The sequence below is a fragment of the Paenibacillus sp. J22P277 genome (assembly GCF_059383675.1).
Window position 1 is genome coordinate 258,608 of sequence record NZ_JBXENS010000004.1, and the last position, 13,282, is coordinate 271,889.

At 58.3% G+C, this 13,282-nt stretch carries 13 protein-coding genes and 7 tRNA genes; 4 read left to right on the forward strand and 16 right to left on the reverse strand.

Annotated elements, in window-relative coordinates; genetic code table 11:
- Nucleotides 1–5: 5 nt before the first annotated feature.
- Nucleotides 6–1,025, reverse strand: a complete 1,020-nt coding sequence (locus AC50YL_RS14520) for a Gfo/Idh/MocA family protein (RefSeq protein WP_161745049.1) — start codon at nucleotides 1,023–1,025, stop codon at nucleotides 6–8.
- Nucleotides 1,026–1,058: 33 nt separating this feature from the next.
- Nucleotides 1,059–1,829 carry a sugar phosphate isomerase/epimerase family protein gene (locus AC50YL_RS14525; RefSeq protein ID WP_161745050.1) on the reverse strand — a complete coding sequence of 257 codons (771 nt, stop codon included), beginning with the start codon at nucleotides 1,827–1,829 and terminating at the stop codon, nucleotides 1,059–1,061.
- A 159-nt stretch (nucleotides 1,830–1,988) separates the two neighbouring features.
- Between AC50YL_RS14525 and AC50YL_RS14530 the strand changes: the two genes are divergently transcribed.
- Complete coding sequence (locus AC50YL_RS14530; RefSeq protein ID WP_494832923.1) at nucleotides 1,989–2,789, forward strand: AraC family transcriptional regulator; 801 nt, start codon at nucleotides 1,989–1,991, stop codon at nucleotides 2,787–2,789.
- A gap of 263 nt (nucleotides 2,790–3,052) precedes the next feature.
- Nucleotides 3,053–3,799 carry a type I methionyl aminopeptidase gene (map, locus tag AC50YL_RS14535; protein ID WP_494832924.1) on the forward strand — a complete coding sequence of 249 codons (747 nt, stop codon included), beginning with the start codon at nucleotides 3,053–3,055 and terminating at the stop codon, nucleotides 3,797–3,799.
- Between the two features lie 294 nt (nucleotides 3,800–4,093).
- Here map and pyrB read toward each other — a convergent pair whose 3' ends face one another.
- From pyrB to AC50YL_RS14585, 10 genes are all read right to left on the reverse strand, one after another.
- Entirely contained in the window at nucleotides 4,094–5,023 is a 930-nt protein-coding gene (gene pyrB / locus AC50YL_RS14540) for an aspartate carbamoyltransferase (RefSeq protein ID WP_494832925.1), read from the reverse strand.
- A gap of 84 nt (nucleotides 5,024–5,107) precedes the next feature.
- Nucleotides 5,108–6,463 carry a TrkH family potassium uptake protein gene (locus AC50YL_RS14545; RefSeq protein ID WP_494832926.1) on the reverse strand — a complete coding sequence of 452 codons (1,356 nt, stop codon included), beginning with the start codon at nucleotides 6,461–6,463 and terminating at the stop codon, nucleotides 5,108–5,110.
- Nucleotides 6,464–6,634: 171 nt separating this feature from the next.
- A tRNA-Leu gene (locus AC50YL_RS14550) sits at nucleotides 6,635–6,719 on the reverse strand.
- Nucleotides 6,720–6,756: 37 nt separating this feature from the next.
- Nucleotides 6,757–6,829: transfer RNA gene (locus tag AC50YL_RS14555), tRNA-Lys, on the reverse strand.
- A gap of 13 nt (nucleotides 6,830–6,842) precedes the next feature.
- Nucleotides 6,843–6,917 (reverse strand) — tRNA-Glu (locus AC50YL_RS14560).
- Nucleotides 6,918–7,146: 229 nt separating this feature from the next.
- Nucleotides 7,147–7,231 (reverse strand) — tRNA-Leu (locus tag AC50YL_RS14565).
- A gap of 37 nt (nucleotides 7,232–7,268) precedes the next feature.
- Nucleotides 7,269–7,343 (reverse strand) — tRNA-Glu (locus AC50YL_RS14570).
- A gap of 69 nt (nucleotides 7,344–7,412) precedes the next feature.
- Nucleotides 7,413–7,503: transfer RNA gene (locus AC50YL_RS14575), tRNA-Ser, on the reverse strand.
- 9 nt (nucleotides 7,504–7,512) lie between these two features.
- Nucleotides 7,513–7,588 (reverse strand) — tRNA-Asn (locus tag AC50YL_RS14580).
- 28 nt (nucleotides 7,589–7,616) lie between these two features.
- Entirely contained in the window at nucleotides 7,617–8,096 is a 480-nt protein-coding gene (locus AC50YL_RS14585) for a SprT family protein (protein WP_494832927.1), read from the reverse strand.
- 105 nt (nucleotides 8,097–8,201) lie between these two features.
- Here AC50YL_RS14585 and AC50YL_RS14590 point away from each other — a divergent pair, with 105 nt between their 5' ends.
- Nucleotides 8,202–8,555 carry a hydrolase/acyltransferase gene (locus AC50YL_RS14590; protein WP_494832928.1) on the forward strand — a complete coding sequence of 118 codons (354 nt, stop codon included), beginning with the start codon at nucleotides 8,202–8,204 and terminating at the stop codon, nucleotides 8,553–8,555.
- A 114-nt stretch (nucleotides 8,556–8,669) separates the two neighbouring features.
- Nucleotides 8,670–8,804, forward strand: a complete 135-nt coding sequence (gene cmpA / locus AC50YL_RS14595) for a cortex morphogenetic protein CmpA (RefSeq protein WP_161742182.1) — start codon at nucleotides 8,670–8,672, stop codon at nucleotides 8,802–8,804.
- A gap of 164 nt (nucleotides 8,805–8,968) precedes the next feature.
- Here the strand turns inward: cmpA and AC50YL_RS14600 are convergent, their stop codons facing one another.
- From AC50YL_RS14600 to uptA, 4 genes are all read right to left on the reverse strand, one after another.
- Complete coding sequence (locus AC50YL_RS14600) at nucleotides 8,969–11,209, reverse strand: Tex family protein (RefSeq protein ID WP_494833415.1); 2,241 nt, start codon at nucleotides 11,207–11,209, stop codon at nucleotides 8,969–8,971.
- A gap of 68 nt (nucleotides 11,210–11,277) precedes the next feature.
- Nucleotides 11,278–11,910 carry an MBL fold metallo-hydrolase gene (locus tag AC50YL_RS14605; protein ID WP_494832929.1) on the reverse strand — a complete coding sequence of 211 codons (633 nt, stop codon included), beginning with the start codon at nucleotides 11,908–11,910 and terminating at the stop codon, nucleotides 11,278–11,280.
- Nucleotide 11,911: 1 nt separating this feature from the next.
- On the reverse strand, nucleotides 11,912–12,478 hold the full coding sequence (locus AC50YL_RS14610; RefSeq protein ID WP_494832930.1) for a thioredoxin family protein: 567 nt from the start codon (nucleotides 12,476–12,478) through the stop codon (nucleotides 11,912–11,914).
- 110 nt (nucleotides 12,479–12,588) lie between these two features.
- Nucleotides 12,589–13,197: an undecaprenyl phosphate transporter UptA gene (gene uptA / locus AC50YL_RS14615; RefSeq protein ID WP_494832931.1), complete on the reverse strand. Its 609-nt coding sequence runs from the start codon at nucleotides 13,195–13,197 to the stop codon at nucleotides 12,589–12,591.
- Between the last annotated feature and the right edge of the window lie 85 nt (nucleotides 13,198–13,282).

The window sequence follows — 13,282 nt, forward strand, 5'->3', positions numbered from 1 at the left end:
GAACGCTACAGGCTGATGACTTTGCCCGTTGCTTGCGATTCGAATGCCGCCAGAATAACGGCAAGCGATTTGCGTCCTTCTTCGCCGGAAATGCTCGGCGGCGTATTCGTCACGAGGCTCTCGACGAACGCGTCGACGACGCCGCTCGTTTCCTGCTTGTCGTTGGTGCTGATCGCGCCGACGTTGTATTTCTCGACCGAGCCGTTGCGCAGCTCGACGATGATCTGATCCTTGGGATCGGTGCCGATTTTCATGACGCCGTTCTCGCACCAGAGCACGGTGCTGTTGTCTTCGCCTTTGTAATACGTCCAGCTGGCGACCAGCGTGCCGATCGCGCCGCTCTTCATTCGCAGCAGGACGGCCGCGTTGTCGTCGATGTCCGTGTCCTTCTTGTCCAGCGTGCCGATAAAGCCCGTGACTTGGGCCACTTCGTCATCCAGCAGGTAGCGGATCAGGTCGGACTTGTGCACGCCGAGATCGCCCATCGCGCCCATGATCGCTTCCGGCTTGCGGAAGAACCAGCTGCCTTTGCCGTCGACGCTCCAGCCTTCGGGACCGGGGTGGCCGAACGACGTGCGGAACGTCAGCACGCGGCCGAGGATGCCGGAATCCAGGATCGCCTTCGCCTTCACGTGCGGAGGCATCAGGCGCTGATTGTGGCCGACCATCAGGTAAACGCCGTTCTTGCTCGCCGCTTCGATCATCGCTGCCGCCTCTTCGTCCGTGGACGCCATCGGCTTCTCGACGAGCACATGCGCGCCCGCATTGGCCGCCGCGATCGCGACCGGGGCATGGAGGTAGTTCGGCGTGCAGACGCTGACCGCGTCCGGCTTGATTTCCTGCAGCATTTCTTCATAAGAGGCGAACGCCTTGGCGCCGAATTCATCGGCGAACTTGTTCGCGCGCTCGAGGACAGGGTCGACGAATGCCACGAGCGTCACGTTCGGGTTCGCGGCGTATTCCGGGATGTGCCGGCGAAGCGCGATCGCGCCGCAGCCGACGACGGCTACACGTACGGTTGTCATGAGTATGATGGCTCCTTCTCGTTGAATAATGAATTAAGCTTTATGGCCGTTCGTTTTCAGCCAGTCCATGCTCGTTTGAACCGATTCCAGCGGCGGGTTCGCGCAAGTATCCTGTTCGACGACGATCCATTCGACGTTCGCTTTGCCCGCGGCCGCGATAATATCGTTCAGGGCCAGATCGCCGCGGCCGAGTTCGACCGTATCGATTTGCGCGCCGGCTTCGCCTTTGCGGAAGTCCTTCAGATGAAGCAGCGGCAGACGGCCCGCGTATTTCGCGATATACGCGAGCGGATCCTGGTTGGAGTACTGCACCCAGCCGATATCCATCTCGACTTTCAGCAGATCGGCCGGCACTTTGGTGTACATGGCGTCGAATACGAACTCGCCGTCGATTTTGAGCGCGAATTCGAAGTCGTGGTTATGGTAGGCGAATTGCAATCCTTCCTGCTTCAAACGCTCGCCGAGGCCGTTGAATTGGTCGATCAGCGCGCGCCAGAACGATTCGCCCTCGGAAACTTTGTCCGGCGGAATCCATGGGCAGACGACATACGTTGCCCCGATCGTTTTCAGGTAAGCGATTTCCTCTTCCAGCTTGTTCTCGAGGTTGGCGAGACCGACGTGGCTGCCGAACGCCTCCAGGTTCAATTCCTTCAGCAGGTCGCGCATTTCTTCGGCCGGCACGTCGCCGTAGCCGGCGAATTCGACGCCCTCGTATCCCATGGCCGCTACCTTGCGGAGCGTGCCTCTCATATCTTTTGCGGTTTCATCGCGAAGCGTATACATTTGCAATCCGATTTTCATCATCTGTTCGTCCTTTCGATCCGCGGACCGGGGCAGGAAGCGCCAATCTCGCCGAAGTTAGTTTACCAATCTGACACCCATTATAGTGGATAATGAGCGTTAGCAGGATGTATTATATAACAGTGACATGTACAATATTGCTGCAAAGTGAGGTTCATGCCCGTGTTTGCCGATATCATGAGCTGCGGCTATTCCTATCATTCGCAGCCCTTTCAGATGACCAATCCCGAAGGCCTGCGCGCCTACCTCTTTCGCCTTCAGACAGAAGGCACGTGCGAGGCGCTCGTCGACGGCCGCATGCAGCGCATCGAAGCCGGCGACCTGTTGATGTTCAAGCCCGGCGACTCCTACAATCTCATCGTGTCGACCCCGCAGCAGGAGGATACGCCCCCGGACGGCACCGACATATCGAGCGGCGACTATTTCGTCATCTGCCGGGGAGAATGGCTGGACGAATGGTGGAGCCGCAAGGAGCGCAAGCGGAAAGTCAAGGTTGTTCCGGACGAGCGGTGGCTGTCGATCTGGCAGGCGCTTATACTGGAGAAACGCCGGTTTGAAGCGGAGGACCGCGAGCTCGCGGACTATCTGCTGCGCGCGCTGTGCCTAGGCCTCGACCGCGCCGTCGACACGCAGTCGGTCCTTCAGGGGAAATCGTTCATCGCGACCCGCATGAAAAACTTCATCGACGAGCAAGCCGCGCTTTCGTTTACGGTCGCGGACGTCGCCGCGCACGTCGGCCTCAGCGTGTCGCGTACCGTTCACCTGTTCAAGGAATGCTATGGCTTGACCATCATACAGTATACCCAAAACGTCCGATTATCCATGGCGATCGAACGGATCAAGTACAGCAGCATGACGCTCGACCAGGTCGCCGAAACCTGCGGCTTCGGCAGTTATTCTTACTTCTACCGCGTCTTCCGGCAGAAATACGGCGTGTCGCCCGCGGCGTACAGGGTACAATAAAGCGGAAAGGCTTCCCCGGGAAGCCGCGCTGCCGGACCGGCGCCGAAGCGCCCGCTACCCGCCGACGCCAACCTTATGATCGCCGCTTCCGCCGGTGGCTGCATGCTCCCGCTCCTTGATCGGGAATTTCACCTTCTTAAAAGGATTTATTCTCCTTAGGATGCAATCTGACAAGTCCGGCGGAACGCGGCCGCTAACGGCTCGTTTCTTTACCTGGACCGTCTTTTTCTCTATAATTAGCGATTAAAGAGGTGTATTGTAGCATGATCATTCTAAAATCAAAAGACGAGATCGAGCATATGCGCAAAGCGGGCGAAATTTTGGCTGCCTGCCACCGCGAAATCAAATCGATGGTCAAGCCGGGCGTCACGACGCACGAGATCGACCAATTCGTCGAGAAATTCCTGAAGCAGCACGGCGCCACGCCGGAGCAGAAGGGCTATAAAGGCTATGCGTTCGCGACCTGCGCTTCCGTCAACGACGTCATCTGCCATGGGTTTCCTTCTTCCGCGCCATTGAAGGACGGCGACATCGTCACGATCGACATGGTCGTCAACCTGAACGGCTGGCTGGCGGATTCCGCCTGGTCGTATCCGGTGGGCAACGTCTCCGAGCAGGCGGCGAAGCTGCTCGCGGTCACCGAGGCTTCGATGTATAAGGGCATCGAGCAGGCCGTCGTCGGCAACCGCATGGGCGACGTGTCGAATGCGATTCAGACGTATGCCGAAGAGAACGGCTTTTCCGTCGTTCGCGATTTCATCGGTCACGGCATCGGCCAAGACATGCACGAAGAACCGCAGGTGCCGCATTACGGCCCTCCGGGCCGCGGCATCCGCCTGAAGGCCGGCATGGTGATGACGATCGAGCCGATGTTGAACACCGGCGCCTGGCAAAGCAAGATCGACGGCGACGGCTGGACCGCGCGCACGATCGACGGCGGACTCTCCGCCCAGTACGAGCATACCATCGCGATTACGGATGACGGGCCTGTTATTCTGACGAAGCAATAAGCAATCGGACGGTGACGCAACCCGCCGACGTGTATCCGAGCCCCAAGTCCCGCGCTGGAACCGCGCGCCGGGAGTTGAACGCAGTGCGGAATTGCAATGATGCCAGCTTCGTTAGCGATGAGCAATCATTATGAACCGCGCGTAACTCGTTCGCATCCATGAGAAAGGCCGTGCCGCAGCAGCTGCGACACGGCCTTTCTTCGATCATACGGTCCAATGGGTTGCATGAAGCTCGAACAGGCGGGCGGTTAGGCTAAGCGCGCGAATGCTCAGAACGGGTGACTCCGTGCACTCCTAACGCGCGACCTCGAAGCATTTCTCGATCAAGGCCATCCGAATGTACAAGCCGTTCTGCGCCTGTCTGAAATAAGCCGCCCGAGGGTCGTCGTCCACCTCCGGATGAATCTCGCCGGCGCGCGGAAGCGGATGCAGAATCAACGCGTTACGCTTCATCAAGTCCGTCAGCTTGCGGTCGATGATATACTTGCCGTCCGCCTTGCTGTATTCCTCCAGTGAAGGAAAACGCTCCTTCTGGATGCGCGTCTGGTAGAAAACATCCGCCGAACCCGCCAGGCTATCCAGATCGGTCGTTTCCGCGTACGCCACGCCCTTCTCGTCCAAATACTGCTTCACGTACGTCGGAATGCGCACGTTATCGGGCGAGACGAACGAAATGCGCACGTTGCGGTAATTCGCCAGCAAATAACTGAGCGAATGGACCGTCCGCCCGTAAGTCAAGTCTCCGATCATCGCGATGTGCAGCCCGTCAATGCCACCGAATTCCTTCTGGATCGTATACAGATCCAGCAGCGCCTGGGTCGGATGCTCGCCCGAACCGTCGCCCGCGTTGATGACCGGCACGCACGACACGGCAGCTGCCCGCTTCGCCGCTCCGATCTCCGTATGCCGCATGACGATCAGATCGCTGTAGCCGGCAATAATCCGGATCGTATCCTCGAGCGTCTCGCCCTTGATCGTCGACGAGAACTGGCTCGCGTTCTCCGTGCCGATGACTCTTCCGCCCAGCCGGTGCATCGCCGATTCGAAGGAAAAGCGCGTCCGCGTGCTCGCTTCGAAGAACAGCGTGCTCATGATTTTGCTCGGATAGCGCTGGACGCCTCCTTGCACGGCCACCTGCTCCATTTCCTTCGCCGATCCGAACAGCTGCTCCAGCTGCTCCCTGTCGAACTGCTTTGCGCCAAGCACGTGATACAGCGTACTCATTTCCCGTTCATTCCCTTCCAGTCTCAAATCGCTTGCTTCCCTCTGATTATAAGGGAGACGTCCGTTCGGAGACAAACAGGCCGTTTACCCGATGATGAGCTTCTCTTCCGGGTATTTGACGGCCGGCTGCTTCTTGCGCGCCTGAAACAGCGAGATGAACAGAAACATGCCGATACGGCCGAAAAACATCAGCAGCATGAGCGTGATTTTGCCCGTCGGCTGAAGTGAGCCCGTGATGCCCGTGGACATCCCGCATGTCCCGAAGGCCGAAGCCACCTCGAACAGCACCGCCGAGAGGTCGTATTTGTGCTTCTCCGACATCAACAGCGCGAAGACGCCCGCGAGGACCAGCAACAGCGATAACAGGAAGAAAACGAAGCTCTTTATCACGTCCTCGCGGTTGAACGAGCGTCCAAACGCTCTCGGCGCATGCTCGCCCTTGAAGAACATGACGATGGTGACGAATATAACCGCGACCGTCGTCGTTCGTACGCCGCCCCCGACGCTGGATGGGCTGGCTCCGACGAACATGAGCACGGAAATCAGCAGCAGCGTCGCCTGATGCAGCGTCGAGACGTCGATCGTCGTCAGACCGGCGCTGCGCGACGTGACCGAGAGAAACAGCGCGTTCATGATTTGCCTGCCGACGGACATCGCGCCGAAAGAATGTCCCGCCTCCGTCAGCCAGATGCTGGCCGCCCCGCCGAAGAGCAGCACGGCATGCGTCACGAGCGTCAGCTTCGTGAACAAGGAGAAACGGAATCGCTTCCCTTTCCCGCTGCGAACAAAGCGCCAAAGCTCCGCCAGCACGGGGAACCCGATCGCTCCCGAGACGATGAGCAGCATCGACAACGCTTGAATGTAATAACTGTCGGAATACCGGACGAACGAGTCGCCGAACAAATCGAAGCCCGCGTTCGTAAACGCGGAAACCGAATGAAACAGGCCGTAGTAAAACGCGCGTCCGATCGAAGCCGTGAATCCCGACAAATAGAAATAGCCGGCGAACAGCACCGTGCCGATCAGCTCGATCGCCAGCGTCAAGATGAGCACGAGCCGCATCAGATCGACAAGCCCCGCCAGATTGTTCCGGTTCTGGTCGATCATGATCAGCTTGCGCTGAAGCAAGCCGATATGCTGTCCCATGAGCATCCAATAGAAGCTTCCGAGCGTCATGATGCCGATCGCGCCGAATTGAAAGGCGACAAGCAGCACCGCCACCCCGAAGCCGCTGAACGTATCCACGGTGCCGACCGTCGTCAGCCCCGTCACGCTGATCGCGCTGACCGACGTAAACAACGCGTCCAGCGGCGATATCGAGACGCCCGGCTTCCAGCTGACGGGCAGCATGAGAAGCACGCCGGTGATAATGACGACTAGGAGATAAGCAGCCGACACGAGCTGCGCCGGCGAGAGCACGGTCAATAATTTTTTGAGCATGATGGCGGTTTCCTTCCTGCCTGTACTTCCTGCATCTTACAATTGTAATCGAAGTCATGGGGTCGCATACAGCCCCGAATGCAAAAAACTTCGACAAACGTCGATTGCGGTCGTTTCTGGGCGAGCACAAAAAAAGCCCCTGAATGATCAGGGACTTGTTCGTTGTAAGGTTGGTGCGGTCGGAGGGATTTGAACCCTCACGCCTTGTGAGCGCCACCCCCTCAAGATGGTGTGTCTGCCGTTCCACCACGACCGCGGAGTGATATGAAATTGTCCATATCGATTAGGTAAAGTGAGTCATGTAGGATTCGAACCTACGACACCCTGATTAAAAGTCAGGTGCTCTACCAACTGAGCTAATGACTCGAATATGGGAATTTGGTGACCCGTAGGGGACTCGAACCCCTGTTACCTCCGTGAAAGGGAGGTGTCTTAACCACTTGACCAACGGGCCATAATTTGTTGTTTATGGGATAAGCTTTTCAAACAACAAATAGTATTATATCTAACCCGCCAGCCGTTGGCAAGACTTTTTTCGAAAAAAGTTCAGCCGTTTGCACTTGCTTCTACCTTGCTTACTTCGCCCTGATGTTCGGGCATGCAAAATAGTGTTCGCGAATCGGCAAATGTCTATGCAACAAAAAAAAGCCTCTGAATGATCAGGGACTTGTTCGTTGTAAGGTTGGTGCGGTCGGAGGGATTTGAACCCTCACGCCTTGTGAGCGCCACCCCCTCAAGATGGTGTGTCTGCCGTTCCACCACGACCGCGAAGTGATATGCGATTATCATATCAAGAATACATAATTGGTGACCCGTAGGGGACTCGAACCCCTGTTACCTCCGTGAAAGGGAGGTGTCTTAACCACTTGACCAACGGGCCATGATAACCTTGCTCACCGAGGAATGAGCTAGGATAATAGAACAGGCCGATCGGCCGAACGCCATAAAATGGCGGAGAGAGAGGGATTCGAACCCTCGCACCACTTGCGCAGTCTAACCCCTTAGCAGAGGGTCCCCTTGAGCCACTTGGGTATCTCTCCAAAAAGAAATGGCTCCCCGAACAGGACTCGAACCTGTGACAACTCGATTAACAGTCGAGTGCTCTACCAACTGAGCTATCAGGGAATAGTAATTAGTGACAAGAAATAATGTATCATGTCTGAGAAATGAAGTCAAGCTGAAAAAGCATTAATTGACCGCGGCATTTTCCGCACGCGTAGCGCCGCGGATCCGTCCTGCGTTTGCGCATGTATTCCATGCCGCAGCTCCGGCATTGCAGCTTGAACCGGTACGGCTCCGTCTTGCGTTTCTCCCCGGCCGGCAGTGCTTTGCAGAAGCGCGAGCCTCCGACTTTGGCAAGCAACAGCTTGAAGTCCTGGTCGCGGTGATTGTAGCCGCGCTTCAGGAGATGCAGATGATAATGGCACAGCTCGTGCTTGATGATTTTTTCCGTCTCTTCCTCGCCGTAATTGCGCAGCTGGTGCGGACTGATCTCGATGTCGTGCGTCTTCGTGAAGTAACGGCCGCCGGTCGACTTCAGCCTTCCGTTAAAAGTGGCGCGGTGACGGAACGGAAGCCCGAAATATTGCAGCGATACGCGCTCCACCCATTCCTGCAACAGATGATCCTGCATCCTCAATCTCCTTACGATAAACAGTTATACTTGAATTTTAAAGGACGAATACGCTACACTGTCAAGAGGTATTGATCGGAACGATATTGAAGGGAGATTTTCGAATTGGCTATTATGCGATATATCGTCTTACAAAGCGGACAAGAGGTTTCCTTCGTCGAAATGCCCGCCTCGCACGCTTACCAGCTGAGCGCGCTCAATCTGCGGCTTCATAAAGAAATCGACAAGCTGACTGCAAGCCATGTCCCCGCGCTGCCTTATGCGATCGCGGAGTGCGCCGATGTCGAGCTTCACGACAAATCCCTCGCCATCCACTCCGGCTTGGATTACGTGAACCAGCTGGAACGGGATTTCGCTTCTATTGAAGAGAAATCGTACCCGCTGATCTCCCTGCTGACGGAAATCCGCGCCCTGCAGGCGCAGCTCGAGCAATGGTACGAAGAGGAATACGACCTCTAAGCGCCGGATAACGGACTTTTCTGCGACAAAAACCGGTTGGACCTGCACGGACATTCGCCTACCTCCATACACTACTTAATACAACACGCGATGGCTGGAAGGAGGGCGAAGGCAGTGCCGCAATGGCTGTGCAACCAACTGATGCGCGCATTTTTGAAGAAGGACCGCCGGCAGATCCGATTATTGAACGACTGCTGGTATTTCTATCGTACCAGTCAACGTCCGGAAGACGATTCCGCAAGTCTATAGGCAGCAGTCGATTTATTCTCAAAAAAGGGTGCTATCTCTTTGCAGTGACGTCTAACGCGACTGCTCGGAGATAACACCCTTTTGACTTTAGCGGGGAGGTGCCAAACGGGTAAAGCGCCGTCAGGCCTCGCTCGGGAAGCCGGCGGGAATCCTCCTCCGCGACGTTAACCCGGCTTGCGCATGGTCAAGCTGACCCGGCCTTTCTTCGTATCGACGCCGAGCACCCATACCGTCACGGTATCGCCGACGGACACGACGTCCATCGGATGCTTGACGAATTTGCCGCTCAGCTGCGAGATATGGACGAGCCCGTCGTTCTTGATGCCGATATCGACGAACGCGCCGAAATCGATGACGTTGCGCACGGTGCCCTGCAGCTCCATGCCCGGCGTCAGGTCTTCCATGCTGAGAACGTCGGTGTGGAAGATCGGCGCGGGCAGCCCCTCGCGAGGATCGCGTCCGGGACGCAGCAGGCTGTCGACGATGTCGCGCAGCGTCGGAACGCCGACGCCGAGCTGGGCGGCGACTTTATCCGTCTCGATCGACGTCAGCGCCTCGCGGAAGGAATCGCTGCCGAGATGCTGCAGCTTCAGCCCCAGAATGCCGCACAGCTTATCGACGACGGCGTAGGATTCGGGATGAATCGGCGTCCGGTCGAGCGGGTTGCCGCTCTCGAGCACGCGGATGAAGCCGATGCACTGCTCGTACGTCTTGGCCCCGAGACGCGGCACTTTCTGCAGCATTTTACGGTCCGTGAAGATGCCGGATTCTTCGCGGAACTTCACGATATTCTTGGCCGTGGTCGCATTGATGCCCGCCACGTAGGACAGGAGCGACGGCGATGCCGTGTTGACGTCGACGCCGACATGGTTAACCGCCGATTCCACGACGCCGCCAAGCGTCTCTTCGAGCCGCTTCTGGCTGACGTCATGCTGGTATTGCCCGACGCCGATCGCCTTCGGCTCGATCTTGACCAGCTCGGCGAGCGGGTCCTGCAGCCTTCTGGCGATGGACACGGCGCTGCGCTCGGCCACGTCCAGCTTCGGAAACTCCTCGGCCGCGAGCTTGGAAGCCGAATAGACGCTCGCGCCGGCTTCGTTCACGATGATATATTTCAGCTCGTCCGCGCCCGGCAGCTTGTCGGCTTTCCGCTTGCCGATCAGGCCGGCGATGAATTGCTCCGTCTCGCGGGAAGCCGTTCCGTTGCCGATGACGATCAGCCTGACGCTGCAGCGGTCGATCAGACCGTTGATCAGCTTCTCCGCCTCGGCCACTTTGTTGTTCGGCGGCGTCGGGTAGGAGACGGCCACTTCGAGCAGCTTGCCCGTCTCGTCCACGACCGCCAGCTTGCATCCGGTCCGGAAGGCCGGATCGACGCCCAGCACGACGTTGCCGCGTACCGGCGGCTGCAGGAGAAGATTGCGCAGATTGGCCGAGAAGATGCCGATCGCGTGCTCCTCCGCCTTCTCCGTCAACTCGCCGCGCACCTCGCGTTCGATGGAGGGGGCGATCAGCCGCTTGTACGAATCTTCGATCGTCGACAGGAGCGCGGAACGCACGCCGGCAGCCGTCCCCATCCGCAGCAGCTGGCGGTCCATGTAGTCGCGGATTTTGTCCGCGGGCACGTCCAGCGCGACACGCAGCACGTCCTCGCGCTCGCCCCGGTTGATCGCGAGCGTGCGATGCGGCGGCAGCCGCTTGAGCGGCTCTTGGTAGGCGTAATACATCTCGTAGACCGTTTCTTGGGCGGCATCCTTCGCTTCGGTGCGGAGCACGCCGTGGTCGAACGTATACCTGCGCACCCAAGCCCGCGTCTTGGCGTCGTCCGCCAGCTGCTCCGCGATGATGTCCATCGCGCCTTGCAGAGCGTCGTCCGCCGTCGGGATGCCTTTCGCCTCATCGGCGTACTTTGCCGCCTCCTGCAACGGATCGCCTTGGCGCGGCTGGGAAAGCAGCCACTGCGCGAGCGGCTCGAGTCCCCGCTCGCGGGCAACGCTCGCGCGGGTTTTGCGCTTCTGCCGGTAAGGCCGGTACAGGTCCTCGATCTCCTGCAGCTTCACGGCGGCGACGATCGCGCCGCGCAGCTCGTCCGTCAGCTTGCCCTGCTCGTCGATCAACCGGATGACTTCGCGCTTGCGAAGCTCCAGATTGCGCATGTACTGCAATTTCTCTTCGATGGCGCGCAGCTCGTTTTCGTCGAGCTCGCCGGTCATTTCCTTCCGGTAGCGGGCGATGAACGGGATCGTGTTGCCCTCGTCCAGCAGCGCGACCGCCGATTTCACTTTGCCGTGCGGCAGATTAAGCTCCGCCGATATCCGCTTGACGATGGCCGCCTGCTCGGCGGCCTGCTCTTCCGGCGTCAGCTCGATCCTGCCGGCGGCACCTTCCGTATCTTCATCCTTCATCCGCTGTTTCGTCTCAGCCACGGTGCGATTCCTCCATCAAGAACGAATAGAACCCTTCGTACCGGCGGTTAGGCCGGCACGTAAGGGTTGTTTGCCATTTCAAATCCGATTGTCGTCTGCGGGCCGTGGCCGGGATATACCCGAACCGCAGGGTCGAGCTTATAGAGCTTCGTGCGAATGGAATCGAACAGGTCGCGTTCCTTGCCGCCCGGCAGATCCGTTCGTCCGACCGACAGCTTGAACAGCACGTCCCCGCTGATCAAATGGCCGTCGCACAGCAGGCTTACGCTGCCCGGCGAATGGCCCGGGGTATGCATGACCCGGAACGCAAGGCCGATCAGCTCCAGCTGCTGGCCTTCCGACAACGCGAATTCCGCAGGCGCCGTCGTGAGCGGCGGAGTCACTTCCGCCCAACGCGCGGAACCGTTCTTGCGGGCGTCCTCGAGCCAGTCGGCTTCTTCGTCATGCAGGTAGACGGGGCAGCCGAATGCTTGGCGCATGTCTTCGACCCCGGCCATATGATCGAAGTGGGCGTGCGTCAGCACGATCGCCTCGATCGTCAGCTCGCGCTCGCGGATGCGCTCGATCAAGCGCTTCGGTCCCATGCCGGGATCGACCACGAACGCGCGCTTGCCGGCATCCTCGGTGATGAGGTAGCAATTCGTTTGCAGCGGCCCGAGGGTAAAGGTTTCGATGCGCATCTTAGACGGACGCGATCAGCGAGCGGAGCTCGGAGACGATCAATTGTTGGTACGCCGTGCCATCACCGTAGCGGCGTCCGATCTCTTGTCGCGCTGCCGTCAGGTTCTCTTGATAGTTCGCGGCTTCGCGGTCCGTATTCGCCTGCTTGAAGGCAACCATGGGCTCTTGAACGTACGTGGGGCGCGGCCCCCATTGGCCGAGCACGGCACCGCCGGTGTCCACGATCAGCACGACCGGAATCGAGCGCCCGCCCAAGGTCAGAAACTCGTCCATCGTGTCGAGATGCTCTTCCATGATAAGCACTTCAACCGGCATGCCGGTCGGTTCGAGCGCCTTGAACACGACCGGAACGTTGCGGACGACGTCGCCGCACCAATCCGCGGCGATGATCACGCAGCGCAGATCGTCGCGGTTCTGGATGGATTCGAAAAATTCGCGGTCTTCCGCGTTCACCCATTCAAACCGGCTGCCCCAATCTTTGAACGCTTCCTGGTTCTTGGTCATGCCGTCGATGAATTGCTGCGGGCTGATGCCCTTGCCCAGCTTGTTGGCTACGTTTTTCCCCATCGTAAACGCCTCCTTGTTTTCTGGTTCTTCCGGTAAAATCGATGCTCTCGTTAAATCGAAGCTTCCTCTGGCTCCAATTGTATCAAACGCGGCCCGTCGCGCACAAACGGCTAGAGCGATTTCCCTCTGCGCTTAAGCACTTTGTACACCACGTACGCGATCAGCACCGCGAGGGCGATCAGAATCGCCGGCTGCACGTAAGGCGCCGCCTTCTCGCCGATATCCTCCCAGTTGTCTCCCAGCGAACGGCCCAAATAAACGAACAGCAGCACCCATGGAATGGAAGCGAGGCCGGTGAGCGCGGTGAACCGCCAGAACGACATGCGCGCCATCCCCGCCGGTATCGAAATCACCTGGCGCATGACGGGCACGAAACGCGCCGTGAAGACGATGCCGTCTCCGTAACGCTGAAACCACTGCTCGGCGATATCGAGATGCTTCGGTTTGATTTTGATGTATTTGCCGTATTTCTCGAAGAACGGCCGGCCGGCGTAACGCCCGATCGCATACAGGATCCACTGCTGCGCCACGGCGCCTAGCAAGCCGAACAGCACCGCGCCGACGAATGAAATCGAATGCTGGGACACCAGGTAACCCGCGTAGCCAAGCACGATTTCGCTCGGAATCACCTCAATCATCAGACCGATCAGGATACCGAAATATCCGAGGTCTTCAATCCAATTCAGCAGGGTATTAACCAGATCATGAAACCAGCTCATTCTTCATCTCCTATCATTCTCTTTTGCGTCTCGCCAAACGTATGATTCCGTCTCTCTTACGGTATTCTAGCATACTTGCGGACAT

Bases quoted from the DNA above. Each gene is read 5' to 3' on its own strand.
- AC50YL_RS14610 (WP_494832930.1), bottom strand. From the start codon at position 12,478: ATGGGGAAAAACGTAGCCAACAAGCTGGGCAAGGGCATCAGCCCGCAG.
- pyrB (WP_494832925.1), bottom strand. From the start codon at position 5,023: ATGAGTACGCTGTATCACGTGCTTGGCGCAAAGCAGTTCGACAGGGAG.
- AC50YL_RS14520 (WP_161745049.1), bottom strand. From the start codon at position 1,025: ATGACAACCGTACGTGTAGCCGTCGTCGGCTGCGGCGCGATCGCGCTT.
- AC50YL_RS14605 (WP_494832929.1), bottom strand. From the start codon at position 11,910: ATGCGCATCGAAACCTTTACCCTCGGGCCGCTGCAAACGAATTGCTAC.
- AC50YL_RS14545 (WP_494832926.1), bottom strand. From the start codon at position 6,463: ATGCTCAAAAAATTATTGACCGTGCTCTCGCCGGCGCAGCTCGTGTCG.
- map (WP_494832924.1), top strand. From the start codon at position 3,053: ATGATCATTCTAAAATCAAAAGACGAGATCGAGCATATGCGCAAAGCG.
- AC50YL_RS14585 (WP_494832927.1), bottom strand. From the start codon at position 8,096: ATGCAGGATCATCTGTTGCAGGAATGGGTGGAGCGCGTATCGCTGCAA.
- uptA (WP_494832931.1), bottom strand. From the start codon at position 13,197: ATGAGCTGGTTTCATGATCTGGTTAATACCCTGCTGAATTGGATTGAA.
- AC50YL_RS14600 (WP_494833415.1), bottom strand. From the start codon at position 11,209: ATGAAGGATGAAGATACGGAAGGTGCCGCCGGCAGGATCGAGCTGACG.
- AC50YL_RS14525 (WP_161745050.1), bottom strand. From the start codon at position 1,829: ATGATGAAAATCGGATTGCAAATGTATACGCTTCGCGATGAAACCGCA.